The sequence below is a fragment of the Arthrobacter sp. 10T416 genome (assembly GCF_056394165.1).
Genome location: NZ_JBFTHI010000002.1, coordinates 204,595 through 230,547, shown reverse-complemented (window position 1 = coordinate 230,547; position 25,953 = coordinate 204,595). Strand labels below are relative to the sequence as shown.

Sequence of the window (25,953 nt, the reverse complement as noted above, 5' to 3'; positions counted from 1 at the left end):
GGGCATGGAGATGCGCCTCGAAGTTGTCCAGGTACCGGTCGCCGACGTGGATGCCGCCAAGGCGTTCTACACCGAGAAGATGGGGTTCGCCCTGGACCACGACGTCGAGTACATCCCGGGCATGCGCGTAGTCCAGCTCACGCCGCCCGGGTCGGCCACCTCGGTGGTCATCGGCACGGGAATGACCGGCATGGCGCCGGGGAGCCTCGAGGGCCTGCAGCTGGTGGTGCCGGACATGGCCGCCACCCGCACGGAACTCCTGCGCCGCGGGGCGGAGATCAGCGAGGTCCAGGACATGGGCGGGATCGCTTTCGCCTATTTCAGCGACCCGGACGGGAACCGCTGGGTGCTGCAGGAGGCCACGCGGCCCGAGGTCAAGGACGCCCCCCAGCACTGAAACCAGGTTAAAGAACTGTGGCCACTCACCCGAGGGGGGAGTGGCCACAGTGCTGTGTGCCGCGACGCGCCGTGTGCCGCGACCGGCTAGAGCCGCAGGATGGCGGTCATCCGGGCGATGTCATGCCGGGCGCGGGTCCTGCCGAGGAACAGTGCAGCACCTACCGCGGCCGCGGCGCCCAGCAGCAGGGGCAGTATCCACGGAATCCAGGTCAGGCCGGGCTGGTAGCCAAAGCCCGCAGCCATAAAGATAATCCAGCTCAGCGTTCCGACCCCGAGGGCGATCCCGGCCGGAACGGTGATGCCGTACTTTGCGTGGCGCCTGTCGTTCGCCCACACCACAAAACCCGCGGCCACGGCCACCATGGCGACCACAATCAGGGACAGCATTCAGACTCCTTTGTGAACTGCGGGTTGAGGGTTCGGGACGACGGCGCCGCTGGGCCGGGCGCGCGCCGGGTGGCTAGAGGGCGCCGAAACCGACGCGGCGGACTTCTTCGGCGCCGATTTCCACGTAGCCCAGGACGTTCGCCGGGATGATGACCAGACGGCCCTTCTCATCGGTCAGGCGGAGCTCGGTTCCTTTGGAAATGGCCTCGGCAACGAGCGTCGCCACCGCATCCGCGTCCTGGTTCGACTCAAGGGCAATTTCGCGGCCGATGTTCTGAATGCCGATCTTTACTTCCACAGCAAGGCCTCCCAGCCAATCAAAGTGTTCAGGGTGTTTTCTATTTCTACTCTAGGACTCTTTGGGGAAGCGTGAGATTCCGCGCCAAGCTAAACGGTAAATCAGGTCACTGGCCACATCGAGGTCCAGGTTTCCGTCCGTTTCGAGCCAATAGCGGGCACTGACCTGCGCCATGCCGGACAGGCCGCGGCCCAGGAGCTGGGCTTCCAGGAGCGGCAGCTTCGTGTCCTCGGCGATGACCCGGGCGATCGCGTCGGCGAAGGTCTTGTTGAAGGTTTCCAGCCGCGCGCTGACGTCGTGGTCGTTGACCAGGTCCGACTCGAAGACCAGCCGGTGCGCCTGGTCGTCGTTGGCGATGAAGCGGAAATAGGCCCGCATCACAGCCTGGACGCGCTCGTCGTTGTCCGTGGTGGAGTTCAGCGCCCCCAGCAAGAGCTCGGTGAGGGTGGATAGGTGGCTGTCCAGCAGGGCCAGGTACAGCTCGCGCTTGGACGGAAAGTGCTGGTACAGCACCGGCTTGCTCACGTGGGCCGTCTCGGCGATCTCGTCCATGGCAGCGCCGTGGTAGCCGTTGGCTACGAAAACTTCCTGCGCGGCGGCGAGCAACTGCGCCCGCCGCTCGTCCCGCGGCAGGCGCGCCGAACGCTGGGTGCCGCCCCGTGCCTGGCCTGCCGACGACTTTCCGGTGTGGCCGTGCTCGACCGGTGCCTGATGAACCACTGTAGGCCCGCCTTCCCTCGCTGTTAGCTCCACTTTACGCGGGGGTAATATGACCTGGCCGCATCTTCGGGCATACATTGAAGTATGGCTTCCCAGTTGACCGCTAACGGCACCCCCGCAACCCCGGCCCCTGCCCCCGGGCCGCTGGTTGAACCGGCCGACGCACTGACACCCGAAGAGGTGGAGCGCTACTCCCGGCACCTGATCATTTCCGAGATCGGCACACTCGGGCAGCGCCGCCTCAAAAACGCCCGCGTCCTGGTCATCGGGGCCGGCGGCCTCGGCTCGCCCGCCCTGCTCTACCTGGCCGCCGCCGGGGTGGGAACCCTGGGCATCATCGACGACGACGACGTTGACCTCAGCAACCTCCAGCGCCAGGTGATCCACGGCGTCGCCGACGTTGGCCGGCCGAAGACCGAATCCGCCCGCGATGCCATTGCGGCCCTGAACCCGCTGGTTGATGTCCGGTTGCACAACGTCCGGCTGGACGCCGGCAACGCGCTGGAGCTCTTCGCCGGCTACGACCTCATCGTCGACGGCGCCGACAACTTCGCCACCCGCTATCTGGTCAACGATGCCGCGGCGATCCTCGGCAAGCCCTACGTGTGGGGCTCGATCTTCCGCTTCGACGGGCAGGTCAGTGTGTTCTGGGAGCAATACGGCCCCACCTACCGGGACCTGTACCCGGAGGCCCCGCCGGCGGGCTCCGTCCCGTCTTGCGGCGAGGGCGGCGTCTTCGGCATGCTGTGCGCCGCCGTCGGCTCGCTGATGGTGACGGAGGCGGTCAAGCTGATCACCGGCGTCGGACGTTCCCTGCTGGGACGGGTGGCGCTCTTCGACGCCCTGGGCGGCAGCTGGCGCGAAATCAAAGTCTCCCGTGACCCGGAGGCGGAGCGTATTACCGGGCTCACCGACTACGAGGCCTTCTGTGGCATCACCCCCGCCGCGGACGCCGGAACCGAGCACACCGTCACGGCGACCCAGCTCGCCACGATGCTCGCCTCCCGGAAGGCCGGGCTCAAGGACTTCCAGCTGGTGGACGTGCGCGAGAGCGGGGAATTCGACATTGTCCGGATTGAGGGCGCCACGCTCATTCCGCAGGGCAGGATCCTCGCCGGCGAGGCCTGGGCCGAACTGCCGCAGGACACGGACATTGTGTTCCACTGCAAGGCCGGGACCCGGTCCGCGGCAGTCCTGGCAGCCGCCCGGGCCGCCGGCTACGAGCGGGTCAGCCACCTGGAGGGCGGCATCCTGGCCTGGGTGCGCGACGTCGAACCGGAAAAGCCGGTCTACTAGCGTCCGACCCAAAGCTGTCCCCGGCCACCCTGCCCGGCGACGATTCCCCGGCCCGCACGGGCCCAACCGGAGAGGCACCGCCATGACTGAAGACAGCAGCACCACCCCGCAGCACCGGATCGGGTCCGGGTTCGGCCCGCGCACGACGGCGGCGGAGGTGGTCGCCGGCGTCGACCTGCACGGGAAAACCGCGCTGGTCACCGGAGGGTATTCGGGGCTGGGCCTGGAGACGGTCCGCGCGCTGCACTCGGCCGGTGCCCGCGTGATGGTGCCGGCACGCCGCCCCGACCACGCCCGCAAGGTCCTGGACGAGGCCGGCCTCGGGGATGTCATCGTCGCCGCGCTGGACCTGGCCGACCTCGACGCCGTGCGGTCCTTCGCCGCCGACTTCCTCGCCTCTGGGTTCCTTGGCGAGCGCGGCAGCCTGGACATCCTGATCAACAACGCGGCGATCATGGCCAGCCCAGAGCAGCGGGTGGGTCCGGGCTGGGAATCCCAGTTCGCCACCAACCACCTGGGCCACTTCACGCTGGCCAACCTGCTCTGGCCCGCCCTGTCCGCCGGGGACGGTGCCCGGGTGGTGGCACTGTCCTCGACCGGCCACAAGCTCTCGCCGATCCGCTTCGACGACATCAATTTCGACACCGGCTACGACAAGTGGAAGGCCTACGGACAGGCCAAGACCGCGAACGCCCTGTTCGCTGTGCAGCTGGACGCACTCGGACGGTCCTCCGGCGTGCGGGCCTTCGCGGTGCACCCGGGCGGCATCATGACCGAGCTGCAGCGCCACCTTCCCCGCGAGGAAATGATCGCCTCCGGCTGGATGGATGCGGAGGGCAACCTCAACGAGCACTTCAAGACCCCCGCCCAGGGCGCCGCGACGTCGGTGTGGGCGGCTACCTCCCCGCAGCTTGACGGCAAGGGCGGCGTCTACTGCGAGGACTGCGACGTCGCCGATCCCACCGAGACGGGGACTCCGCTGGCCCGGATCAGGGGAGTCGACGCCCACGCCGTGGACCGGGCCGACGCCGGACGGCTGTGGCAGCTGTCGGCCGGGCTGACGGGTGTAGACGCGTTCGCGACGGAACACTAGTCCGAAGGGGAACCCGGCGCGGGCCGGCCACTGGCGAAAGGACGGCGCCGGTGCAATAGTGGCCCGATGATCAGCCAGCAGGAGCTCTGGGACGAGGACGCCGCCAAGCAGTACGACACCCCGGGGGAGGGGATGTTCGCCCCCGAGGTCCTCGGGCCCACCGTCGAGGTCCTCGCCGCGCTGGCCGGCGGCGGACCGGCACTCGAGTTTGCTGTCGGCACCGGCCGGGTGGCCCTTCCCCTCACCGAGGCGGGCGTGCAGGTCAGCGGGATCGAACTTTCGCACGCGATGATCGCCCGGCTCCGCGAGAAACCGGGGGCGGACGTCATTCCGGTGGTCCAGGGCAGCATGGTCGACGCGTCGGCCGGGACAGGCTTTTCGCTGGCATTCCTCGTCTTCAACACCATCGCCAACCTCCTGACCCAGGACGAACAGGTCCGGTGCTTCCAGAACGCCGCCCGCCACCTTGCCCCCGGCGGCCGCTTCGTCATTGAGCTGTGGGTCCCCCAGCTGCGTTCGCTGGCCCCCGGGAGGGGCGGAACTGTGGAAGTGAGCGAGCCCGGATACCTGCTGGTCGACACCTACGATGTGCTGCGTCAGCACGTCGTCTCACACCATGTGCGGTTTGGCCCCGAACTCTCGGACGGCAGGAATGCCGGGATCGGCCGGACGCCGCACCGTTACGTCTGGCCCAGCGAGCTTGACTTGATGGCGCGTCTGGCCGGCTTCGAACTGGAATCCCGCTGGGCGGACTGGGACCGCAGCGAATTTACCGCGGAGTCCCGCAGCCACGTGTCGGTGTACCGGCTCAGCGGAGGCTGACGTGGCCGAGGTGGCCTGACGCCGAGGGTCAGGCGGTTTCCCGGCGGCCGTCGACGGCGGGGAGGGAGTTGTGGTCCACCGGGCATTCGGCGGCGGCGTCGGCAGCCGGCCGTGCAGCGGCGGGCTGTTCAACCGTGATGCCGTAGACCGCCTCGAGGCCGGCCACGTAATCGTCCTGCTGGCCGTTGGCAGCAAGCTCGCGGGCCCGGACCGTGGGGACGTGCAGGAGCTGCTTGACCATCCGGCGGAGCGCGAACTCCACTTCCTCGGCAGCGGCCGTGCAGCCGTGCCGGGCGCGGACCTTTTCCATTTCGGCGTCGAGCACGTCCATGGTGTGGCGGCGCAGGGCGACAATGGCTGAATCGACGGAGCGGGACTGCCGTTCCTGCTCGAAGGCGGTCGCGGCGCCGTCAACAATCCCGCTGGCCTGGGTCAGGGACTCGGCCTGTTCCTGCGGGGCGGCCAGCCGGACCGATTCGAGGGTGAGCAGTTCCACGCCGTCGAGCTCCGCCACGGCCGGGTCAAAATCGTGGGTCAGCGCCAGGTCGATGGCGATCAGTGGCTGCGGCGAGGCCGAGCGGATCCGGGCGAGCTCCGGCGCTTCGACACGGTTGTCCGAGCCGCTGCAGCCGATCATCACATCGGCGGCCGCCACCGCGGCGGGCAGGGTTTCGCTGTCCAGGGCGGTGCCGCCGCGGGTGGCGACAAAGCCGGCGGCGCGTCCGGAGGAGGAGAAGACGGAAATGTCGGTGCAGCCCCGTTCACGCAGCAGGGACATGGTGGCCCCGGCATACGCGCCGGTCCCGAAGACCACGGCCTTTTTGCTGGACCAGTCGGGGTTTTCGGACAGATCGGTGGCCAGGTCCAGGGCGACAGAGACGATCGAGAGCCCGCGGGAGCCCAGGGCGGTTTGCGCCCCGACGTCCTTGGCGGTCTTGGAGGCGGCCTGGAAAAGGCGCACGAGTCCGGCGCTGGCCGTCCCGTCGTGCTGGGCCGCGATCAGGGCCCGGCGCACCTGGCCGGCAATTTCCCGTTCGCCGACGACGGCGGAATCCAGGCCCGAGCTGACGGCGAACAGGTGCCGCGTGACATCCGGGCCGGTGCGGGTATTAAAGGAACGGGAGACGAGCTGTTCGCTCAGGCCGCTGGCGCCGCTGATCTGGGAGACCAGCGCGGCACGCGCCGCCTCGACGTCGTCAGGGTGCGGGGCTTCGCCGTAAATCTCGAACCGGTTGCACGTGGCCAGGACAACGGCACCCGACACCGCCGGCGATCCGGCGAGGGCGGATGTGGCGAGCCCGGAAGCGCCGGTGCTCAGTTGAGCAACGGTTTCCAGGTCGATGTCGGCGTGTGTAGCCACCAATGAGAAAAGAACCACAGCACCACAATCATAGCTTTTTCGTGCCCGTGTAGAACAACTACCGGACGTGGGACTGCGCACCCCCGGCTGTGATTCCCGCCACGACAGGGGACCGGCGGCCTTCGCTGACAGGTTGTCGTTATCTTTTGGGGCCGATTTTCGGCACAATCAAAGGCATGACACCTAGCGCTGCGGCAACGAACGGCACCGCCGTCGACGGAACGGCAATCGACGGCACTGCAATGAACGGCCTCGACGCCGGCCACCCCCTGATGGACGGCCGCACCGCCGATTCACCGCTGATCACCGCGTACCGCGGCGGCAAGCCGTCCCGGCGCCCGGTGTGGTTCATGCGCCAGGCCGGCCGGTCGCTGCCCGAATACCTCAAGGTGCGCGAAGGCGTGGCCATGCTCGATTCCTGCCTGCGCCCGGAACTCGCCTCCGAGATCACCCTCCAGCCGGTGCGCCGGCACGACGTCGACGCAGCGATCTTCTTCTCCGACATCGTTATCCCGCTGAAGCTCGCGGGCGTCGGCGTCGACATCGTCCCCGGCGTCGGACCGGTGCTGGAGAAACCGGTGCGCACCGCCGCGGACGTCGCTGCCCTCCCGCAGCTGACCTGGGAAGCCCTCGAGCCCATCCGCGAGGCCGTGCGCCTCACCGTTGCCGAGCTTGGAAGCACCCCCCTGATCGGCTTCGCCGGAGCCCCGTTCACCCTGGCCGCCTACATGGTTGAAGGCAAGCCCTCCCGCGACCACCTCGGCCCGCGCACCATGATGCACGCCGACCCGGAAACGTGGACGGCGCTGGCCAACTGGGCCGCCGATGCCTCCGGGATGTTCCTCCGGGCGCAGCTGGAGGCCGGCGCCTCCGCAGGCCAGCTCTTCGATTCCTGGGCCGGCTCACTGGGGCTGGCCGACTACTCCCGCTACGTCGCGCCGGCATCGGCCCGGGCCCTGGACCACGTCCGGCACCTCGGGGCCCCGCTGATCCACTTCGGTACCGGCACGTCGGAACTCCTGGTTGCGATGCGCGATGTCGGTGTGGACGTTGTGGGGGTCGACTACCGGCTGCCCCTGGACGAAGCCAACCGCCGGCTCGGCGGGACCGTCCCGCTGCAGGGCAACATCGACCCTGCGCTGCTGTCCGCGCCCTGGGAGATCCTCGAGGCCCACGTCCGGGATGTCATCGCCGCCGGCGCCTCGGCTCCGGGCCACGTCCTGAACCTGGGCCACGGCGTGCCGCCCGAGACCGACGCCGCGGTGCTGACCCGCGTCGTCGAACTGATCCACTCGATCGACCCGGAGTAGGCCCCGGATGGCCACAGGCCCTGCCGCAGGCTCCGCCCTTCCCGCGCCGACCGCCGTCGTGGTGGGCGGCGGCATCTCCGGCCTGCTTGCCGCCCGGGAGTTGGCCCGCGCCGGCGTCCGGACCACGGTATTGGAGGCCTCCGCGGAATGGGGCGGCTGCGTGGGCAGCCACGTGGTGGCCGGCCTGACCCTGGACAGCGGCGCCGAGTCCTTCGCCACCCGGTCCACTGCGGTGGCGCGCCTGGCCGAGGACCTGGGCCTCGGCCCGCAGATCGTTCCGCCCAACCCCGGGGGCGCCTGGGTCCAGCTCCCCGAAGGGCCCCGGGAACTGCCCAAGACCGGGGTCCTGGGCATCCCCGCTAATCCCTGGGACCCCGAGGTGCGGCGTTCGCTGGGCCTGTGGGGATCCCTCCGCGCCTCCCTGGACGCAGTGCTTCCGGCCACGGCCGGCACGTCATCGCAGGCCACCAGCGTCGCTGACCTGGTCCGTATCCGGATGGGACGCCGCGTCCTGGAACGCCTGGTGGCCCCCGTGGTGGGTGGCGTGCACTCCGCGGACCCCGCCCTGCTGGACGTGGACATGGTGGCCCCGGGGCTGCGGGCCGGCATCCGGGCCCACGGTTCCCTCGCCGGCGCCGTCGCCGCGCAACGCCGCGGACCCGCCGCCGTCGGCGCGCAACGCCAGCAGCCTGCGGAGCGCCCGGAGCACCCGGAACACCCGGGGCAGGCGGCCGGCCAGCCGGGTCCCGCGAAGGCGGGATCCGCCGTCGCCGGTCTCCGTGGCGGCATGCACACCCTGATCGCGGCGCTCCTGGCCGAGCTCCGCGGCCTGGACGTCAGCCTGCTCAGTTCCTCGCGGGCGGACGCTGTGGAGCGGCAGTCCGGCGGCTGGCGGGTGACCTCCGGCAACGCCCGGTACGAGGCCGAACGGCTGGTGGTGGCAATCGAGGGGCCGGCCGCCGTCGACCTTCTCGCCGGCACACTGCCGGCCCTGGAATCACTCCGCCCGGAAGCCGGCCCCGACGTGCGGCTGGTGACCCTGGTGCTGGACCGCCCCGCCCTCGACGCCGCACCGCGCGGGACCGGGGTGCTCGTGGCCCCGCAGAGCCCCGGCGTCCTGGCCAAGGCCCTGACGCACGCCACCGCAAAATGGGCGTGGCTGGCCGAACGGACGGCGCCGGGCCGGCATGTCCTCCGGCTCTCCTACGGTCGCGGAGGGGACGAACCCGCCGCCGGCAGCCCCGCGTCCCGCAGCGACGGCGAGCTGTTTGATGCCGCGCTCCGGGATGCCTCGGCGCTGCTCGGTGTCCGGCTGTCCGCGGGCGACGTCGTCGGCTGGGACGTGGTGCGCTGGTCCGGCGCCCTGCCGTTCGCCACCCTGGGCCACCGGCAGCGGGTGGACCAGGTCCGGCGGCTCTGCGCCGCTGAAGGAAACCTCGCCGTGGTCGGGGGCTGGCTGTCCGGAAACGGGCTCGCCGCGATCGTCGCGGACACCCCGAAACAGGTGGCGTCCCTGCTCCCTTGACGGGTCCCAGCGGGCCGCCGTCCGGCTCCGGACGGGGACGCGCTAACCGGAACAGGGGTGTTTCCGCAAATTTTCCCCCGCGCCGTTCAGCGGCTAGGGTCGATGACCATGGTTATGCACAGGTCCGAGGTTCCAGAAACGCCGGCCGGTCACCATGGGGGACTTCGACGCGGCACGGCAGTGGCAGCGCTCGGAGCGGTACTGGCTCTCACCGCAGGAGTTCCTGCCACACAGGCGGCCACCCCGTCGCCCAGCCCGGACGGCCCTTCGGCCTCGATTTCCGTGGGCATCGGCGACCTGATCGGCGGCATCGTGTCGCCGTCGCCGTCGCCCTCCCCGACGTCAGGCTCCAGCAGCCCCACCCCTACCCAGAGCACCGCGCCGCCGTCGTCGGCCGCGCCGGACCCGACTGAGACGCCGGCGCAGCGCGCCACCCGGCAGGCCAGTGCACCTGCCGCACCGGGGACCACGGCCCCGCAGCCGGCGCCCGCCGTGCCCGCAACCGGCCAGGCCACCGGCACCCAGGCCTCCGGCACCCAGCAGGCACCGGCCCCCGTGCAGGCCCCCGCCGCCGGCAGCCAGGCCGCCGCGCCCGGCACGCCGTCAGAAGCCGCTACCGGCACCGCCGCCGGCAAGGCCGGCACCCCGTCGGCGACTCCGAGCGGAACGCCCCGGTCCGCCACCACCATGTCCGCCGCCAAGGAAGCGACCCCGGCGTCGCCCAGCCCGTCCGGGGACACCATGCAGGCGGCGTCCTCGGTGCAGTCGTCCGGGCCCTCCGCACTGGTGGGCTGGGGGATCTGCCTGGTGGCTGTGTCCCTCGGAGCAGGAGCAGTGGTCCTGCGGATGCGCCGGATCTAAACCCGCCAACCCCGCCCCGCTGTGAAATTGAGCACTTCTACGCCTTGTAGAAGTGCTCTGTTTCGACTTAGCCCGGGGGAGGGGGCAAACTGGTATGCATGAGCCACACTTCTGCCGAATCTGTCACTAAAACCGGAGCAGCAGCCGAGGAATCGACCGAGCAATTCTTCACGCTCTGGACGGTCTTCAAGCGCTCCGCGGACGTCCTGCGCAGCGGCGACGCCGCCGAGGACTTCGACGCCCTGATCGGGCGGCTCGCCGAAGACGGCGTTGTCCACCGCGGCAGCTACGACGTTTCGGCAATGCGGGCGGACGCAGACATCATGGTCTGGCTGCACGGTCCCCGTGCCGAGGCCCTGCAGCGGGCCGTGCGCGACATCCGCCGCAGCAAGCTGTTCACCGGCACCGAGATCGCATGGTCCGCCATGGGCGTGCACCGCGAGGCCGAGTTCGCCAAGAACCACACGCCCGCCTACTCCCGCGGCGTCGAGCCGGCCGAGTGGCTCTGCGTTTACCCCTTCGTCCGCTCCTACGAGTGGTACCTGCTGCCGGACGCCGAGCGCGGCGCAATGCTCCGTGACCACGGCCTCCTGGGCAGGGACTTCCCGCAGGTCATCTCCAACACGGTGTCCTCGTTCGCCCTCGGCGACTGGGAATGGATCCTCGGCCTGGAAGCCCCGGAACTGGTTGACCTGGTTGACCTGATGCGGCACCTGCGCGCCACCGAGGCCCGCCACCATGTCCGCGAGGAAATCCCCTTCTACACCGGGCGGCGCATCAACGCCACGGAGATCGCCGAGGTCCTCGCGTGAGCCCGATCGACGCCGCGCTCACCGCCGTGAACCCCATCACCGAGGCCGGCCGGATGGCGCCCAAGGAGTACGACGCCGTTCTGCTCGCCTCCTTCGGCGGCCCCGAGGGGCAGGAGGACGTCATCCCGTTCCTCCGCAACGTCACCCGTGGCCGGGGCATCCCGGACGAACGGCTCGAAGAGGTCTCGCACCACTACCGCGCCAACGGCGGCATCAGCCCGATCAACGAACAGAACCGCCAGCTCAAGGCCGCCATGGAAACCGAGCTCGCCGCCCGCGGCATCGGGCTCCCGGTGTTCTGGGGCAACCGCAACTGGGACCCGTACATCCCGCAGACCCTGCAGGAAATCTACGACGCCGGTCACCGCAAGGTCCTGATGATCACCACCAGCGCGTACTCCTGCTATTCCAGCTGCCGGCAGTACCGCGAGGACATCGGCATGGCCCTGACCGAGACAGGTCTGGACGGCAAACTCGAAGTGGACAAGGTACGCCAGTACTTCGACCACCCCGGCTTTGTGGAGCCGTTCATCGAAGGCACCGCCGCCGGCCTCGCCGACGTCCGGGCCCAGCTGGCCGCCGCCGGAACCCCTGACGCGCCGGTCCACATCCTGTTCGCGACCCACTCGATTCCGACCCGCGACGCCGAGGCCGCCGGACGGTCCGACGGCGAACCGCGCCAGTTCGAACAAGACTCCGCCTACGTGGCCCAGCACCTCGCGGCAGGCACCGAGGTCATCCGCCGGGTGGAAGCCGAGACCGGCCTGACCGCACCGTGGTCCCTCGTATACCAGTCCCGCTCCGGCGCCCCGCACGTGCCGTGGCTTGAGCCCGACATCAACGACGCGATCGAGGAACTCGCCGGCCAGGGAGTCAAGGGCGTGGTGATCGTGCCGCTCGGCTTCGTCAGCGACCACATGGAGGTGGTCTGGGACCTGGACACCGAAGCCCTGGAAACCTGCGGCAAGCTCGGCATCGCCGCCACCCGTGTGCCCACCCCCGGAACGCACCGTAAATTCGTGGCCGGAATCGTGGACCTCATCAGCGAGCGGACCGCGGCGAACACCATCGCCGACCGGCCCCACCTGACCAACCTCGGCCCCTGGTACGACGTCTGCCGCCCCGGCTGCTGCGCGAACTTCCGCGGCGAAAAGCCCACCATCGCGGGCGCAGACACCTCTGTTGGGACCGGGCACGACCCCTACCCGGCCGGCACGGCGTCGTCCACGGCCGGCCAGGCCGCGCTGTGACGGTCCGGATCGGCACCCGGGCCAGCAAACTGGCCCTGACCCAGACCCAACAGACCGCGGACCAACTGGCCGCCGTCGGCGGTTTCCCGGTGGAACTGGTGCACATCCGCACCGACGGTGACGTGCTGACCGGCCCGCTGTCCCAAATGGGCGGCACCGGTGTGTTTGTGGCCGCGCTGCGCGACGCCCTCCTGCGGGACGCGTGCGATGTCGCCGTGCATTCACTGAAGGACCTGCCCACCGGCGCGGCGCTCGGACTGAGCCTCGCGGCGACCCCCAAACGCGCTGACGTCCGCGATGTGCTCTGCGCCCGGGACGGCCTCACCCTCGCCGCGCTGCCGGCCGGCGCCACCGTCGGCACCGGCTCGCCCCGCCGCGCGGCCCAGCTGCGCGCGGCCCGCCCTGACCTCGACATCCGGGACATCCGCGGCAACGTTGATACCCGCCTGGGCCGCGTCCCGGGGCTGCCCGGGAACACGACGGACGACGTCGTGGAGGGCAAATCCTGCGACCTCGACGCCGTGGTGCTCGCCGCCGCCGGCCTGCACCGGATCGGCCGGCAGGACGCCGTCACCGAGTACCTCGACACCACCGTGATGCTGCCGGCCGCCGGCCAGGGTTCCCTCGCGATCGAGTGCCGCACCGGGGATGCCCCGCGGAAGGCAGGGTCCACTGAGGGATCACAGGGGGTGCTCGCCCAGGCCCTCGCGGCCCTGGACGATCCCGACACGCGCCTGGCCGTCACGGCCGAGCGCGCCCTCCTGGCCAGGCTGGAAGCCGGTTGCGCAGCCCCGGTGGGAGCCTACGCCCAACGCAAGGGCAGCATGCTGCACCTCGAAGCCGTGGTGTGTGCCGTGGACGGGACCGCAACCGTCCGGGACTCCAAGGTCACCGACGGGCTGACCGAGGTGGGGGCCACCCTGCTGGGCATCGAACTGGCCGAGGCGCTGCTCGCGGCCGGCGCTGCCGACATCGCCGACCTGGCAGCTTCCTGAGCCGGACGGATTCCAGCCTGATGGGACGCCGCAGCGCCAGCCGCCGGCCGGACGGGGAGGCCGGGCCCAGGGTGCTTGAGGGTGCCCGGGTCCTGGTGACCCGCAGTCCGGACCGAGCCGGTGCGCTGGTGGCGGCCCTCCGCGAGACCGGGGCCGAACCGTTGCTGCTGCCGCTCATCGACTTTGAGCTCGCCCCGGACCAGCACTCCCTGGACGTTGCCTTTGACGCGCTCGGCGCCGGAGCCTACTCGTGGCTGGTGGTCAGCAGCGTGACCACCGTCCAGGTCCTCGAAGCCAAAGCGGCCGAACGCGGTAAGGACCTCAGCGCCTGGCTGCCGGGGAGCCTGCAGGTCGCCGCCGTCGGCCCGGCCACCCGCCGCGTGCTGGAGGCCCGGGACATCGCCGTCGATCTCGCCCCGGCCGGGCAGCAGTCCGGCGCGGGCCTCCTCGACATCTGGCCCGGCGGCCAGGGCAGCGTGCTGCTGCCGCAAGCGGACATCGCCGACCCGCGGCTCCGGCGGGGACTGGCGGCGCGGGGCGCCTCGGTCCAGGCCGTCACCGCCTACCGCACCGTCGACTATCCTGCGGACCCGCGGCGCAGCCTCCCCGGCAGCCCGGCGGCCGCAGCCGACGACGCCGTCGTCCTGGCCATGGCGGACGCCAAGGCTGCCCTCGACGCCGGAGCCCTGCACGCCGTCGTCGCCGCCTCACCGAGCGCGGCCCGCCGCATCCATGCCGGCCTCTCGCCACTGGGTGACTGCCTGCTCGTGGCGATCGGACGCTCGACGGCGGCCGAGGCCCTCGCCCTCGGGCTCCCCGTCGCCGCCGTCGCCGAGGAACCCACCGCCACCGGACTCGTCGCCGCCGTTATCCAGGCCCTGGACCCGGTTCACCCCGCACCCCACCCTGACCCCGAGCACACTGTGAAGGACCCAACATGAGCTTCCCGACCCACCGCCCCCGCCGGCTCCGCACCACCCCCGCGATGCGCCGGCTGACGGCCGAATACCGCCTCTCCGCGGCCGAACTGATCCTGCCCGCCTTCATCCGCGAGGGCCTCAGCGAACCGAACCCCATCGCCTCGATGCCCGGCGTGCAGCAGCACACCACCGACTCGCTCAAGCGCGCCGCCGCCGAAGCCGTCCAGCTGGGCGTCGGCGGCATCATGCTCTTCGGCATCCCGGCCGAACGCGACGCCCGCGGCACGGCCTCCCTGGACCCGGACGGTGTCCTGAACAAGGCCATCCGCGACGTCAAGGCCGAGGTCGGCGACGAGCTGGTGATCATGAGCGACGTGTGCCTCGACGAATTCACCGACCACGGGCACTGCGGCGTCCTGGACGCGAACGGCTACGTCGATAACGACGCGACGCTCGAGATCTACGCCCGGATGGCCGTGGCCCAGGCCGAGGCCGGTGCCCACGTGCTTGGCCCGTCCGGCATGATGGACGGCCAGATCGCCGTCATCCGGCAGGCCCTGGAAGAAGCCGGCCACGCCAACACCGCCGTCGTGGCGTACGCAGCCAAGTACGCCTCCGCCTTCTACGGGCCCTTCCGCGAAGCTGTCGACTCGCAGCTCACCGGAGACCGGCGCACCTACCAGATGGACGCCGCCAACCGCCGCGAAGCGATCCTCGAAGTGGAACTGGACCTCGAGGAAGGCGCTGACATGGTCATGGTCAAACCCGCCATGAGCTACCTCGACATTCTTGCCGACGTTGCCGCGATGAGCCCGGTCCCCGTTGCCGCCTACCAGATCTCCGGCGAGTACTCGATGATTGAGGCCGCAGCGGCCAACGGCTGGATCGACCGGCGCGCCGCCATCACCGAATCCGTGCTCGGCATCAAACGGGCCGGCGCCAACATGGTCCTGACCTACTGGGCCGCGGAACTCGCCGGCTGGCTGAAGGACGCCCGATGAGCGCCCCGGCCACGCCCGGCCCGGCGGCAGGAGCCAACCCGACCGCCCCTGTAGGAACGGACACCATCCTGCTGGGCCTGAACACCTTCGGCGACGTCGGAGTGTTCCCCGACGGCCACCCGGTCCCGCACGCCCAGGTTCTGCGGCAGCTGCTGGAACAGGCCGAACTTGCCGACCAGGTGGGGCTGCACGCCTTCGGGGTGGGGGAGCACCACCGCAAGGATTTCGCCGTGTCCGCACCCGAGGTCTTCCTCGCCGCCGCAGCCGCACGCACCAAGAACATCCGGCTGGGTTCCGCCGTCACGGTGCTCAGCTCCGATGACCCCATCCGCGTATTCCAGCGCTTCGCCACCGTCGATGCCATCTCCAACGGCCGCGCCGAGGTGATGCTGGGCCGCGGGTCATTCGTCGAATCCTTCCCGCTCTTCGGGCTGGACCTGGCCGATTACGACGTCCTGTTCGAGGAAAAGCTGGAACTCTTCGACAGAGCCAGGGCCCAGGAACCGATCAGCTGGGAGGGCCGGACCCGCCGGCCGATTCGCGGGCTCAGCGTCTACCCGCCGCTGGAGCACCACCTGCTGCCGGCCTGGATCGGCGTCGGCGGCACCCCCGAATCCGTGCTGCGCTGTGCCGAGTACGGCTACCCGATCATCTTCGCCATCATCGGCGGCCAGCCGCGTTCCTTCGGACCGCTCGCCGGGCTCTACCGCGAAGCCATGGCCAAGTACGGGCACCCCATGCAGCAGATGGCCACCCACTCGCCCGGACACCTCGCCGCCACGGACGAGGAAGCACGGGAGGAGTTCTTCCCGCACTGGCTCGGACAGCGCAACCAGATCGGCGCGGAGCGCGGCTGGGGACCGGGCAGCCGGGAGGAGTTCGACCACCTGTGCAGCCCCGAAGGGGCCCTCTACGTCGGCTCACCGGAAACTGTCGCCACCAAGATCACGCTGCTCAAACGGAACCTGGGTGTGGACCGTTTTGACCTCAAATACAGCAACGGAACCCTTCCGCATGCCGCCATGATGCGCTCCATCGAGCTGTTTGGCACCGAGGTGGCGCCCCGCGTGCACGCGCTGCTGTCCGGCGCGGCATCCGCACCCGACCAGTCACTGAAAGAATAGGGACCATGACTTCCAGCCACCCTCGCAACGAGGAACTCTTTGACCGCGCCCGCAGCCTGATGCCCGGCGGCGTCAACTCTCCGGTCCGTGCCTTCGGCTCTGTGGGCGGTACGCCGCGCTTTATGGTCTCCGCCAAGGGCGCCTACCTGACTGACGCCGACGGCGCCGAGTACGTGGACCTGGTCTGTTCCTGGGGGCCGGCGCTGCTGGGCCACGCCCACCCCGACGTCCTCGCGGCCGTGCACGCCGCCGTCGACCGCGGCCTCTCCTTTGGCGCCTCGACCCCTGACGAGGCGAACCTCGCCGCCATCGTCCAGGAACGTGTTCCGGCAGCCGAGCGGGTCCGGATGGTCTCCACCGGCACCGAGGCCACCATGACCGCCATCCGGCTGGCCCGTGGCTTCACCGGACGCAACCTCGTCATCAAGTTCGCCGGCTGCTACCACGGCCACCTGGACGGTCTGCTCGCGGCCGCCGGCTCCGGCCTCGCCACGCTCGCGCTGCCGGGTTCGGCCGGCGTCACGGCCGCCACCGCCGCCGAGACCCTCGTGCTGCCGTACAACGACCTCGCCGCCGTCGAAGCCGCCTTCGCGGCGCACGGACCCAACATCGCCGCCGTGATCACCGAGGCCGCACCGGCCAACATGGGTGTGGTCACCCCCGGCGAGGGTTTCAACGCCGGGCTGGCCCGGATCACGCGCGAGCACGGCGCACTCCTGATCCTCGACGAAGTCCTCACCGGCTTCCGCACCGGGTACTCCGGCTACTGGGGCCTGACCGGCGGGGCCGCCGACGCCGCGGAACCGTGGACCCCGGACCTGCTGACCTTCGGCAAGGTCATCGGCGGGGGCATGCCGACGGCGGCCCTCGGCGGGCGTGCCGAGGTTATGGACTACCTCGCCCCGGTGGGCCCGGTCTACCAGGCCGGCACCCTCTCCGGGAACCCGGTGGCCATGGCCGCCGGCGTCGCGACCCTCACGCATGCCACCAAGGACGTGTACTCCTTCGTGGATGCCCGGTCACTGGAACTCTCGGGCGCGCTGTCCTCGGCGTTGGACACCGCCGGCGTGGACCACTCCATCCAGCGGGCCGGGAACCTGTTCTCCGTCGCCTTCGGCACGTCGGCTCGCGGCGTGCACAACTACGACGACGCTCAGGGCCAGGAAGTCTTCCGGTACGCGCCGTTCTTCCACTCGATGCTGGACTCCGGGGTGTACCTGCCGCCGTCCGTTTTCGAGGCATGGTTCCTTTCCGCCGCGCACGACGACGCCGCGATGAACCGGATCTTCGACGCCCTGCCGGCAGCAGCAAAGGCCGCCGCGGCCGCGCAGCCGTAAGCGGGGGCCGCGGCGGGCCGGGCCAGTAAGCCCGGCCCGGCCCGGCGACCCCGGCGCGGCCAGCCGGCTATCCCGCGCCGCGCCGATGCCCATTGCGCACGGCGGCGACCGTGTGCGAATATTCCGGTGATCGTAAATCAACCACAGGAGGTGAGACCCATGTCCGCAGTATCCACAATGGGTGCTCCCCTGAAGTCAACGATCGCGCGACGGGCATAGTCGCAGCTGGGAGCGCCCGCCAGGCAAAAACGCGAAAGGCGACTCCCATGAACACCACACCAGCTTCAACTTCCCACACTTCAGTTCCGCACACTCCGGGCCGTCGTGCACTCGTCCTGGGCGGGGGCGGGTCCACCGGCAACGCATGGCTGATCGGCGTCGTCGCCGGACTGTTCGACGCCGGACTGGACGTCAACGGGGCCGATCTGCTGATCGGCACGTCCGCAGGATCCACTGCCGCAGCCCAGATAGCCGGCGCAACACCTGGCGAACTTCTTGCCGCCACGCTCGCCGCCGTACCTCCGCGCCGGACCGGCCCCAGGGGCTCGGGCGGACAACCCGGGCCGACCGGGCAGGTGGTCAACCATCTGGAAAGAACCGACAGAATCATCGGCGCGGCCGAGGACGCGGCGGACATGCGCCGCAGGATGGGCGCAGCGGCACTGGCGCTCGCTGCGTCCTCGGACGGGTCCCGCCAGGCGCAGTGGCGGGACACTGTCGCCGCACGGCTGCCGCGGCAGGACTGGCCGGACCGTGCGGTGTTGATCACCGCCGTCGATGCCGAAACCGGTGAACCGGTGGTGTTTGACCGGCACAGCGGAGTCGAGCTGGCGGACGCCGTCGCCGCCAGCTGTTCCAGCGGCTTCGCCTACACGATCGGGAAGCGCCGGTATATCGACGGCGGCTACCGCCGCAACGAGAACGCCGACCTTGCGGCCGGCTACCAGCAGGTGCTGGTTCTGTCCCCGTTCGGCGGACGAACCCGGATGCCGCTGGCCTGGGGCATGCAGCTGGCAGCCCAGGCCGACGAACTGCGGTCCCATGGCGCCAGGGTCGAAACGGTGGGCCCGGACAGCGCAGCGGAGCATCTGTTCGGTGCCAACGCGATGGATCCGTCGCTGCGCCCAGCGGCGGCCCGGGCCGGGTACACCCAAGGCACGCTCCTCGCCGGCCAGCTCACCGGTTTCTGGGGGTGACCTGGCCCACGCCAGGCCCGCCGCCGTGCAGGCGCTGCATTTCCTGGGCGAGGGCCGGGTTGTGGTCCCGGACGTGTGCGGTGATGTTCGCCGCCACCTCGGGGGACTTGTTTTGGCTCAGCTTGGCGCGGGCGTCGAATCGGTCGACCCGCATGCGCAGGCCAACCGTGCCTTTCGCGGCCCGGCGGGTGCCCGCTTCATTCTCGGCAAGGCTGCGGCCGTCCGGCTGGTGCTGTTCGAAGTGGTCGGTGAGGCGGGAGAGCATGGCATAGTTCTCCTCCTCGCCGAGGATCTCCGGGGTCCCGTAGAGATGGGCCGTGATGTGGTTCCAGGTCGGAATGAGGTCGCCGGGGGCGTACCAGCTGGGGGAGATGTAGTCGTGCGGGCCCTGGATGATGACCAGGATCTCGTGCTGCCCGAGCTCGTGAAGTGTTTCGTCGGGGCGTCCGAAGTGGCTGACGATGGTGATGCCGTCGCAGTCGTCAACCAGGACCGGGTAGTGCGAGGCGACCAGGCCCTTCGCGGTCGCCGAAACGAACGTGGCCCAGGGGTTGCCGTGGATGAGGCGCTTCACTGCAGCGGGGTCGGTCATCAGGAAATGGGGGCTGTGGCGCATTAGACGGACTTTCTGTTGAGGCGGGTGCGGACGGCCAGGCCGGCGCAGAGGATCACCGTGATACCTCCGGCCAGCGTGGACCATGTGAGTTCTTCACGCAGGATGAGGGCGGCCCAGAGAAGACTCAGGACCGGCTGGACCAGCTGCACTTGGCTGACCTTCGCCATGGGGCCGATGGCGAGGCCGCGGTACCAGGCGAAGAAGCCCAGGAACATGCTGACGACGGCGAGGTACGCGAAGGCCAGCCACTCCGGCCCGGTGGCTGTCGGGGGCTGCGCGGCAAGGGCGGCCAGCGAGGTTGCCGCCATCACGGGGGCCGCCAGGACCAGCGCCCAGGAAACGGTCTGCCAGGACCCGATCTCCCGCGCGAGCAGGCCGCCTTCCGCGTAGCCGACGGCGGCTGCCGCTACGGCAGCGACCAGGAGCGCGTCGGACCAGCCCAACCCGCTGAGGCCGCCGTTCTGCAGGGCGGCGAAGACCAGGACCGCGGCTGCCCCCAGCGCGGCAAAAGTCCAAAAGGCGACCGTGACGCGTTCCTTGCCGCGAACGACGGCGGCGACGGCGGTGGCCGCAGGCAACAGGCCGATCACCACGGCCCCGTGGCTGGCCGGAGCCGTGGTCAAGGCGAAGGAGGTGAGGAGGGGGAATCCGGCCACGACGCCGCCGGCGACAACCGCCAGCCGGGCCCACTGCGTCCTGCCGGGCAGCCGCTGCCGGGTCAGCGCGAGGGCGGCGACGGCGAGGACGGCCGCGACGGCGGCCCGGCCTGTGCCGATGAACAGGGGAGAGAACCCGCCGGTGGCGACGCGGGTGAGGGGCACGGTGAAGGAGAACGCGGCGACGCCGAGCAGTCCCCAGCCCAGACCGGACCGGCCGGGTAACGCTTTCCCGACTGGGACGATAACGCTACTATGTACTGTCATGAACAACGATAGCACTGACCGGATTGTCTCCGGCTTGCGGCGCTGGATTGCCCAGGCTCCGCCGGGAGCCCAGGTGCCGTCCAACCGGGCACTGATGGCCGAATATGCCGCGAGCCCGGTCACGGTGCAGAAGGCGATGCGCCTCCTCGCGGCCGCGGGCCTCGTGGAGAGCAGGCCGGGCGTGGGGACATTTGTGCGCACGGTACGGCCCACCCGGGGTGCCGACTACGGCTGGCAAACGGCAGCGCTGGGCGCCCCGCCGCGCCGGTCGATGCTCCTGTCATCGACCCAGCGCGTGCCCGCCCCGGACGTGATCGGGCTGCATTCGGGCTACCCCGCCAAGGAATTACTGCCCGAGCGCCTGGTGCGCGCCGCCGTCGCCCGCGCCGCGCGGACTGAGGCTTCCCTGACCCGGTCTCCGGTGGCGGGTCTTCCGGAACTGCAGGCCTGGTTTGCCCAGGAACTTGCCGACGCCGCACCCGCCGGTGTCCGGGCGCCGTCGGTCCGGGATGCCCTGATCATCTCGGGCAGCCAAAGCGGCCTCAGCTCCATCTTCCGTGCGCTGATCGGCCCCGGGCAGCCGCTCCTGATCGAGTCGCCGAGCTACTGGGGTGCGATCCTGGCGGCGGAGCAGGCCGGGGTGGTCCTGGTTCCGGTTCCCGCGGGGGCGCAGGGACCCGACCCGGAGGAGGTGGACAGGGCGTTCCGTGCGACCGGCGCGCGCGGGTTCTACGCCCAGCCCACGTTCGCGAACCCCACCGGCGCCCAGTGGCCTGCCGAAACCGGGCGGGCCGTGCTGGAGACAGTCCGGCGGCATGGAGCCTTCCTCATTGAGGACGACTGGGCCCATGACCTCGCGATCGACTCCGAACCCCGGCCCGTGGCCGCCGCTGACGACGACGGCCATGTCATCTACCTCCGGTCACTCACCAAGAGCGTCTCACCCGCGCTCCGGGTCGCTGCGGTCATCGCCCGCGGGCCGGCCCGGGACAGGATCCTTGCCGACCGCGCCGCCGAATCCATGTATGTCAGCGGCCTCCTGCAGGCCGCAGCCCTCGACGTCGTCACCCAGCCGGGCTGGCGCGGCCATCTGCGGGGATTCCGGCAGCAGCTGAGGGGACGCCGGGACTCCCTTGTGGACAGCCTCCGGCAGTACGCCCCGGCGGCCGAAATCGCACACATTCCCGCCGGCGGGCTGAACCTGTGGGTCCGCCTGCCCGAGGGAACGGAGGTCTCCCGCCTCGCCAGGGAGTGCGAGGCCCGCGGGGTGGTCATCGCACCCGGGACCGAGTGGTTCCCGGCCGAACCGGCGGGACCCTACATCCGGCTGAACTACTCGGGCGAGAACCCCGAACGGTTCCCGGAAGCCGCCCGCATCCTCGGTGAGGCGCTCGCCGACACCGCCTGACGGGCCCGGCCGCCACCCGCCGGCGGTTGCGCCGCCCCCGGAGCCGCACCCGCCGTCGTCGTCCTTAAACACCTTCGGCACCCGCCATGGCGGGTGCCGAAAGTTGACTTGCGGTCCGGACTAGAAGGCCGGAGTCACGTCACCGTTGGGCCATTCCTTCTCAATGAAGGCCTTGACCTCGGGGGAGTGCAGCAGCTCGTCGAGCTTCTTGATCCGAGCATCGTCCTTGGAATCTTCACGCCAGGCCAGGAAGTTGGCGTACGGGTTGTTGTCCACGGACTCCACCGCCAGGGCGTTCTTGGTGCTCAGCCCGGCCTTGAGGATGAAGTTGCCGTTGATCAGGGCCAGGTCCACCGACGGGTCCTTGAGGTCGTTGATCAGCAGTTCCGGCTGGTTCTCGGAGAACTGGAGCTTCTTCGGGTTTTGCTCATCGCTGAGCGTCAGCACGGTGCTGTCATCCTTGATGTCCTTGACCAGCCCGGCCACCTGGAGGACCTTCAGGGCGCGGACCTGGTTGGAGGGATCGTTCGTGATGGCAACCTTGGCGCCGTCCTTGAGATCCTTGATGTTCTTGATCTTTTCCGAGAACGCGGCGTACGGCTCGATGTGCACGCCGGTGCCGTGGCCGAACTTGTAGCCCTTGGTCTTGACCTGGTCCTCGAACCACGGCAGGTGCTGGTAGAAGTTCGCGTCGAGGGAACCGTCGCTCAGCGCGGTGTTCGGCGTCTGGTAATCCTCGATCTCCTTGATGTCCAGCTTCAGGCCGGCCTTGGGGGCGAGTTCCTGGTTGATGAATTCAAGGATCTTGGCGTGCGGAACCGGGCTGGCGCCGACCTTCAGGGTGGCCGGTTTGGCCGGATCCAGGGTCGTGACCTGGGCGCTGGGGGTGGAGGAACCACCGCAAGCCGTCAGCGCCAGGGCAGTGACAATGCCGGTGGCCAGGAGGGTGAGTGACTTACGCATCGGATGCGTTCCTTTCGAAAGAGGCGGAGGACACGACGGCGGGCCGTGGTCCGCGCAGGTGCAGAGGGCGGCTACCCGCTGCAAGGCTGTGGTGGTTTGGTGCCTGGCTCAGCGGTGGTCGAGGCTGCGGGAAACCCGCTCGCCGACGAGCTGGATGACCTGGACGAGGACGACGATCAGGACGATGGTGACGATCATGACCGTGACGTCGAAGCGCTGGAAGCCGTAGTTGTAGGCCAGCTTGCCCAGCCCGCCGCCGCCGACGAGGCCGGCCATAGCGGAGTAGCCCACGAGGGTCACCACCGTAGTGGTGATGGCTGCAACGAGGGCAGGCAGTGATTCGCGCAGCATCACCTTGCTGATGACCTGCATGGTGGTCGACCCCATCACCTGGGCGGCGTCGATCTTGCCGTGGTGCACATCGCGCAGGCAGGATTCGACCAGCCGGGCGAAGAACGGGATGGTGCCGATGGAGAGGGACACGGACGCGGCGATCGGGCCCAGGCTCGTCCCGGTCAGCGCACGGGCCAGCGGAATGAGGGCAACCATCAGGATCGCGAACGGGATGGAACGCGTGATGTTGACGATCACGTCGCTGAGGATGCGGTTGGTAACAGGCATCGGGCGCAGGCCGCCGGGAGCGGTGACGTGCAGGAAAACGCCCAGCGGCAGGCCGATCAGCACCGTGAAGAAAGCCGAAATGCCGACCATCTGCAACGTTTCCACGATTGCGTCGGGGAGGGCCCGGACCAGGACGGGGTTACCGAAAATGTCATTCATTAGTTCACTCCTTCTTCCGCCGCTGCAGCCTCGGCGGACACGCGCTTTGCGCTGATGCCGCGATCGTGCAGGTAGCGCAGGACGGCGTCGAAGTCGGCGTTCTCGGCGAGCTGGACGCGGAGGTGGCCGAACTGCTGGCCGCCAAGGGTCTCGACGCTGCCGGCGAGGACGTTCAAATCCATGTCGAAGTGCCGGGCGACGCCGGTCAGGACGGGCTCCCTGGCGCTCTCACCGGAGAACAGGATTTCCAGGACCGGCCCGCGCTGCAGCGCGCCGTGCAGGGGTTCCGACGGCGGCAGCGGAAGCAGTGCGCGGGCCAGCTTGCTGTCGAGTTCGCCCGCGACGTCCTGCAGGGCCCCGTGTTCGATGATCCGGCCGCGGGACAGCAGGGAAAGGGAGTCGCAGACGCGCTTCACGACGTTCATCTCGTGGGTGATGATGAGCACCGTCAGCTGCAACCGCCGGGTCAGATCCTGGATCAGGTCCAGGATCTCCTCGGTGGTAGCGGGATCCAGGGCCGAGGTTGGCTCGTCGCACAGCAGCACCTCGGGATCCGTGGCGAGTGCCCGGGCGATGCCGACGCGCTGCCGCTGGCCGCCGGAGAGCTGGGACGGGTACGCGTTCTCGAATCCTTCGAGCCCCACCAGCTTCAGGAGCTCGGCCACGCGCGCGCGGATCTTGTCCTTGGGGGTCTTCACCAGTTCCAGCGGGTGCGCCACGTTGCCGGCCGCCGTCCGGGAGTCCATCAGGTTCGCGTGCTGGAAGACCATGCCGATGCGTCGCCGCGCAGCCCGGATCTCGGAGTCCCGCACGGAACTGAGCTCGGTGCCGTCAATGCTGACGGAGCCGGAGGTGGGGCGGTCCAGCAGGGTCAGGCAGCGGACCAGGGTGGACTTGCCGGCACCGGAGTGGCCGATAATCCCGTGGATCGAGCCTTTGGGCACGGAGAGTGTGACGCCGTCCAGCGCCACCACTTCCTTTTTGCCCTGCCGGTAGACCTTGCGAAGGTCGGTAACTGTGATCATTTATCCCTTGGCGGTCGGATTTGGGCGCGGAATAACACACGCCCTGTTCTGAACTAAATTATGTCAGCGGGGCAAAATGGCATCCACTCGCGCATAACATTCGTCACAAAGGGAATTTGGGTGCAGGAAATTTCGGATTCGGCGCCGGGTGGCGGGAATGGGGTGCGGGGTTGGGCGCACCGCGGAATCCCGGGGTGCCCTAAGGAGCCGCAGGGAGCAGGGACGCGGCTGTGATCTCCGTCCCAGCTACTTGGTGCCGGGCGGTGAGGGGGCTAGAAGTCGCCCCGGCCCGCGTCCTCGGGAGGCAGAACCGGCCAGTCGCCCTCGATCACGGCCGCGGGCTTGGTTTTGCGCAGGTAACTCTGGAAATCCGTGGCCTGGGCCGACGCCCACTCGATCTGGAGCTGGTGCAGATTCCCGGCCGGCATCCGCAGCTTGGGAAACTTTCCGGCCATGGCATCGAGCACCCGCAGGGTAGCCAGGGCATCGGCCGCCGAGGTATGCGCGTTGTCCAGGTTGACCCCGTACTCCTCGCAAAGGGCGGTCAGTGTCCGTTTGCCCTTGCGGTAGCGGTCCACCTGCTTGTTCATGATGAACGGGTCCAGCACCGGGAAGCGGCTCAGCTGCGGCACACCGTAGCGGGCCGACTCCGCGGCGAGCACCGTGAAGTCGTAACTGGCGTTGAAGGCGATTACGGGGACCCCGTCGTCGAACAGTTCCTGCAGGACGGCAGCCAGCTCCCGCGTCACCTCGGCGGCAGGCCGTCCCTCCCGGCGGGCCTGCTCGGTGGTGACACCGTGGACGTCGCTGGCCTCGGTGGGAATCTCCACCCCGGGATCCGCGAGCCATTCGTGTTCCTTGATGACCGCACCGTCGGCATCCACCACGGTGACGGAGGCCGTGACGATCCTTGCCGCGCGGGAGTTCCGGCCGGTGGTTTCGAGGTCAAACGCTGCGCGCGGAAGGGTATGCCAGGTGCTCATACTTCAACGCTACCCGCTGCCACCGACACTTCCGGCAACGCCCCGCGGTGAGGTCCGACGACGGTCCGTGGCGCTCCGCGACGGTAACCTTGGGTGCATGCGGACGGAGTATGTTGAGGCAGTGCTGGAGCTGGCGGCCATGGTGCCGGCGGGTACCGCCGTCGCATACGGGGATGTTGCCGAACTTCTTGGCTCCGGCGGCCCCCGCCAGGTCGGCTCCGTCATGAGCCACCACGGCAGCGCCGTTCCCTGGTGGCGGATCCTCAAGGCCAACGGGGACGCCCCACCCGGCCACGAATACGAGGCCCTCGGCCTTTACCTGGCCGAGGGGACGCCGTTGCGCGGCAGCTATGAGGACTACAGGAAAACCGGCGAGGGCCGGTGGCGGGTGGACCTCGCGGCAGCACGGTGGGCGCCGTCGGAGCAGGACTTCGACCGGATTGACGCCCTCGCCGAGCGGCTCGAACGCGACCTGCATAGATTGTCGGTCCCCAATGATGAAATGACCGTGTGAGTAGCTCAACCACCACCAGCCCCACCTCCACCAGC

At 69.7% G+C, this 25,953-nt stretch carries 27 protein-coding genes; 17 read left to right on the top strand and 10 right to left on the bottom strand.

Translation table 11 applies throughout. The features are described 5' to 3' along the window. Positions 1 to 4 precede the first annotated feature (4 nt). Positions 5 to 397, top strand: coding sequence for a VOC family protein (locus AC1DBE_RS04920; protein ID WP_476969779.1), 393 nt, complete (start codon positions 5 to 7; stop codon positions 395 to 397). Between the two features lie 86 nt (positions 398 to 483). Here the strand turns inward: AC1DBE_RS04920 and AC1DBE_RS04915 are convergent, their stop codons facing one another. The 3 genes from AC1DBE_RS04915 to AC1DBE_RS04905 all read right to left on the bottom strand — a co-directional run bounded on the left by AC1DBE_RS04915 (position 484) and on the right by AC1DBE_RS04905 (position 1,804). Further along, positions 484 to 786, bottom strand: coding sequence for a hypothetical protein (locus tag AC1DBE_RS04915; protein WP_476969778.1), 303 nt, complete (start codon positions 784 to 786; stop codon positions 484 to 486). Positions 787 to 859: 73 nt separating this feature from the next. Then, positions 860 to 1,084: a DUF3107 domain-containing protein gene (locus AC1DBE_RS04910; protein ID WP_476878216.1), complete on the bottom strand. Its 225-nt coding sequence runs from the start codon at positions 1,082 to 1,084 to the stop codon at positions 860 to 862. Between the two features lie 51 nt (positions 1,085 to 1,135). Next, positions 1,136 to 1,804 (bottom strand): TetR/AcrR family transcriptional regulator, encoded by a 669-nt coding sequence (locus tag AC1DBE_RS04905; protein WP_476878217.1) that lies wholly within the window; start codon positions 1,802 to 1,804, stop codon positions 1,136 to 1,138. An 84-nt stretch (positions 1,805 to 1,888) separates the two neighbouring features. Here AC1DBE_RS04905 and moeB point away from each other — a divergent pair, with 84 nt between their 5' ends. The 3 genes from moeB (at position 1,889) to AC1DBE_RS04890 (ending at position 5,015) form a co-directional block, all read left to right on the top strand. Then, positions 1,889 to 3,100 (top strand): molybdopterin-synthase adenylyltransferase MoeB, encoded by a 1,212-nt coding sequence (gene moeB / locus AC1DBE_RS04900; RefSeq protein ID WP_476969777.1) that lies wholly within the window; start codon positions 1,889 to 1,891, stop codon positions 3,098 to 3,100. Positions 3,101 to 3,182: 82 nt separating this feature from the next. Further along, entirely contained in the window at positions 3,183 to 4,193 is a 1,011-nt protein-coding gene (locus AC1DBE_RS04895; RefSeq protein WP_476969776.1) for an SDR family NAD(P)-dependent oxidoreductase, read from the top strand. A 66-nt stretch (positions 4,194 to 4,259) separates the two neighbouring features. Next, the gene (locus AC1DBE_RS04890) at positions 4,260 to 5,015 is read left to right on the top strand and encodes a class I SAM-dependent DNA methyltransferase (protein WP_476969775.1); all 756 of its coding nucleotides are present in this window, start codon (positions 4,260 to 4,262) and stop codon (positions 5,013 to 5,015) included. Between the two features lie 28 nt (positions 5,016 to 5,043). On the opposite strand, the gene AC1DBE_RS04885 is transcribed toward AC1DBE_RS04890, so the two are convergent. Continuing rightward, positions 5,044 to 6,393 (bottom strand): glutamyl-tRNA reductase, encoded by a 1,350-nt coding sequence (locus AC1DBE_RS04885; RefSeq protein WP_476969774.1) that lies wholly within the window; start codon positions 6,391 to 6,393, stop codon positions 5,044 to 5,046. Positions 6,394 to 6,551: 158 nt separating this feature from the next. Between AC1DBE_RS04885 and hemE the strand changes: the two genes are divergently transcribed. The 11 genes from hemE (at position 6,552) to AC1DBE_RS04830 (ending at position 18,706) form a co-directional block, all read left to right on the top strand. Further along, positions 6,552 to 7,685 carry a uroporphyrinogen decarboxylase gene (hemE, locus tag AC1DBE_RS04880; protein WP_476969773.1) on the top strand — a complete coding sequence of 378 codons (1,134 nt, stop codon included), beginning with the start codon at positions 6,552 to 6,554 and terminating at the stop codon, positions 7,683 to 7,685. Positions 7,686 to 7,692: 7 nt separating this feature from the next. Then, positions 7,693 to 9,210 (top strand): protoporphyrinogen oxidase, encoded by a 1,518-nt coding sequence (hemG, locus tag AC1DBE_RS04875; protein WP_476969772.1) that lies wholly within the window; start codon positions 7,693 to 7,695, stop codon positions 9,208 to 9,210. A 180-nt stretch (positions 9,211 to 9,390) separates the two neighbouring features. After that, positions 9,391 to 10,071, top strand: a complete 681-nt coding sequence (locus AC1DBE_RS04870; RefSeq protein WP_476878224.1) for a hypothetical protein — start codon at positions 9,391 to 9,393, stop codon at positions 10,069 to 10,071. A gap of 98 nt (positions 10,072 to 10,169) precedes the next feature. Then, positions 10,170 to 10,883, top strand: a complete 714-nt coding sequence (gene hemQ / locus AC1DBE_RS04865) for a hydrogen peroxide-dependent heme synthase (RefSeq protein WP_476878225.1) — start codon at positions 10,170 to 10,172, stop codon at positions 10,881 to 10,883. A gap of 53 nt (positions 10,884 to 10,936) precedes the next feature. Further along, on the top strand, positions 10,937 to 12,133 hold the full coding sequence (locus AC1DBE_RS04860; protein ID WP_476878232.1) for a ferrochelatase: 1,197 nt from the start codon (positions 10,937 to 10,939) through the stop codon (positions 12,131 to 12,133). Further along, positions 12,130 to 13,128, top strand: a complete 999-nt coding sequence (gene hemC, locus AC1DBE_RS04855) for a hydroxymethylbilane synthase (RefSeq protein ID WP_476878226.1) — start codon at positions 12,130 to 12,132, stop codon at positions 13,126 to 13,128. Before AC1DBE_RS04860 ends, hemC begins: the two co-directional genes overlap by 4 nt. 20 nt (positions 13,129 to 13,148) lie before the next feature. After that, the gene (locus AC1DBE_RS04850; RefSeq protein ID WP_476969771.1) at positions 13,149 to 14,069 is read left to right on the top strand and encodes a uroporphyrinogen-III synthase; all 921 of its coding nucleotides are present in this window, start codon (positions 13,149 to 13,151) and stop codon (positions 14,067 to 14,069) included. After that, entirely contained in the window at positions 14,066 to 15,049 is a 984-nt protein-coding gene (gene hemB / locus AC1DBE_RS04845; protein WP_476903059.1) for a porphobilinogen synthase, read from the top strand. Before AC1DBE_RS04850 ends, hemB begins: the two co-directional genes overlap by 4 nt. Continuing rightward, a complete protein-coding gene (locus tag AC1DBE_RS04840; protein ID WP_476878229.1) occupies positions 15,046 to 16,173 on the top strand; it encodes an LLM class flavin-dependent oxidoreductase in 1,128 nt (375 codons plus the stop codon). Before hemB ends, AC1DBE_RS04840 begins: the two co-directional genes overlap by 4 nt. Positions 16,174 to 16,178: 5 nt before the next feature. Next, positions 16,179 to 17,510, top strand: coding sequence for a glutamate-1-semialdehyde 2,1-aminomutase (gene hemL, locus AC1DBE_RS04835; protein WP_476878230.1), 1,332 nt, complete (start codon positions 16,179 to 16,181; stop codon positions 17,508 to 17,510). A gap of 266 nt (positions 17,511 to 17,776) precedes the next feature. After that, positions 17,777 to 18,706 carry a patatin-like phospholipase family protein gene (locus AC1DBE_RS04830; RefSeq protein ID WP_476969770.1) on the top strand — a complete coding sequence of 310 codons (930 nt, stop codon included), beginning with the start codon at positions 17,777 to 17,779 and terminating at the stop codon, positions 18,704 to 18,706. Here AC1DBE_RS04830 and AC1DBE_RS04825 read toward each other — a convergent pair. Then, positions 18,687 to 19,322 (bottom strand): FMN-binding negative transcriptional regulator, encoded by a 636-nt coding sequence (locus AC1DBE_RS04825; protein WP_476969769.1) that lies wholly within the window; start codon positions 19,320 to 19,322, stop codon positions 18,687 to 18,689. The genes AC1DBE_RS04830 and AC1DBE_RS04825 overlap by 20 nt on opposite strands. Next, on the bottom strand, positions 19,322 to 20,245 hold the full coding sequence (locus AC1DBE_RS04820) for a DMT family transporter (protein ID WP_476969768.1): 924 nt from the start codon (positions 20,243 to 20,245) through the stop codon (positions 19,322 to 19,324). The genes AC1DBE_RS04825 and AC1DBE_RS04820 overlap by 1 nt, the downstream gene beginning before the upstream one ends. On the opposite strand from AC1DBE_RS04820, the gene AC1DBE_RS04815 reads away from it, so the two are divergent. Continuing rightward, on the top strand, positions 20,244 to 21,653 hold the full coding sequence (locus AC1DBE_RS04815) for an aminotransferase-like domain-containing protein (protein ID WP_476903057.1): 1,410 nt from the start codon (positions 20,244 to 20,246) through the stop codon (positions 21,651 to 21,653). The two genes, AC1DBE_RS04820 and AC1DBE_RS04815, sit on opposite strands and share 2 nt — an antisense overlap. Before the next feature lie 120 nt (positions 21,654 to 21,773). On the opposite strand, the gene AC1DBE_RS04810 is transcribed toward AC1DBE_RS04815, so the two are convergent. The 4 genes from AC1DBE_RS04810 to AC1DBE_RS04795 all read right to left on the bottom strand — a co-directional run bounded on the left by AC1DBE_RS04810 (position 21,774) and on the right by AC1DBE_RS04795 (position 25,404). After that, positions 21,774 to 22,616: a MetQ/NlpA family ABC transporter substrate-binding protein gene (locus AC1DBE_RS04810; RefSeq protein ID WP_476879497.1), complete on the bottom strand. Its 843-nt coding sequence runs from the start codon at positions 22,614 to 22,616 to the stop codon at positions 21,774 to 21,776. 108 nt (positions 22,617 to 22,724) lie between these two features. After that, positions 22,725 to 23,396 carry a methionine ABC transporter permease gene (locus AC1DBE_RS04805; protein ID WP_476879498.1) on the bottom strand — a complete coding sequence of 224 codons (672 nt, stop codon included), beginning with the start codon at positions 23,394 to 23,396 and terminating at the stop codon, positions 22,725 to 22,727. After that, complete coding sequence (locus tag AC1DBE_RS04800) at positions 23,396 to 24,421, bottom strand: methionine ABC transporter ATP-binding protein (protein ID WP_476879499.1); 1,026 nt, start codon at positions 24,419 to 24,421, stop codon at positions 23,396 to 23,398. Before AC1DBE_RS04800 ends, AC1DBE_RS04805 begins: the two co-directional genes overlap by 1 nt. Before the next feature lie 272 nt (positions 24,422 to 24,693). Then, positions 24,694 to 25,404, bottom strand: a complete 711-nt coding sequence (locus AC1DBE_RS04795; RefSeq protein ID WP_476879500.1) for an exonuclease domain-containing protein — start codon at positions 25,402 to 25,404, stop codon at positions 24,694 to 24,696. 97 nt (positions 25,405 to 25,501) lie between these two features. Between AC1DBE_RS04795 and AC1DBE_RS04790 the strand changes: the two genes are divergently transcribed. Beyond that, positions 25,502 to 25,918, top strand: coding sequence for an MGMT family protein (locus tag AC1DBE_RS04790; RefSeq protein WP_476879501.1), 417 nt, complete (start codon positions 25,502 to 25,504; stop codon positions 25,916 to 25,918). Positions 25,919 to 25,953 lie beyond the last annotated feature (35 nt).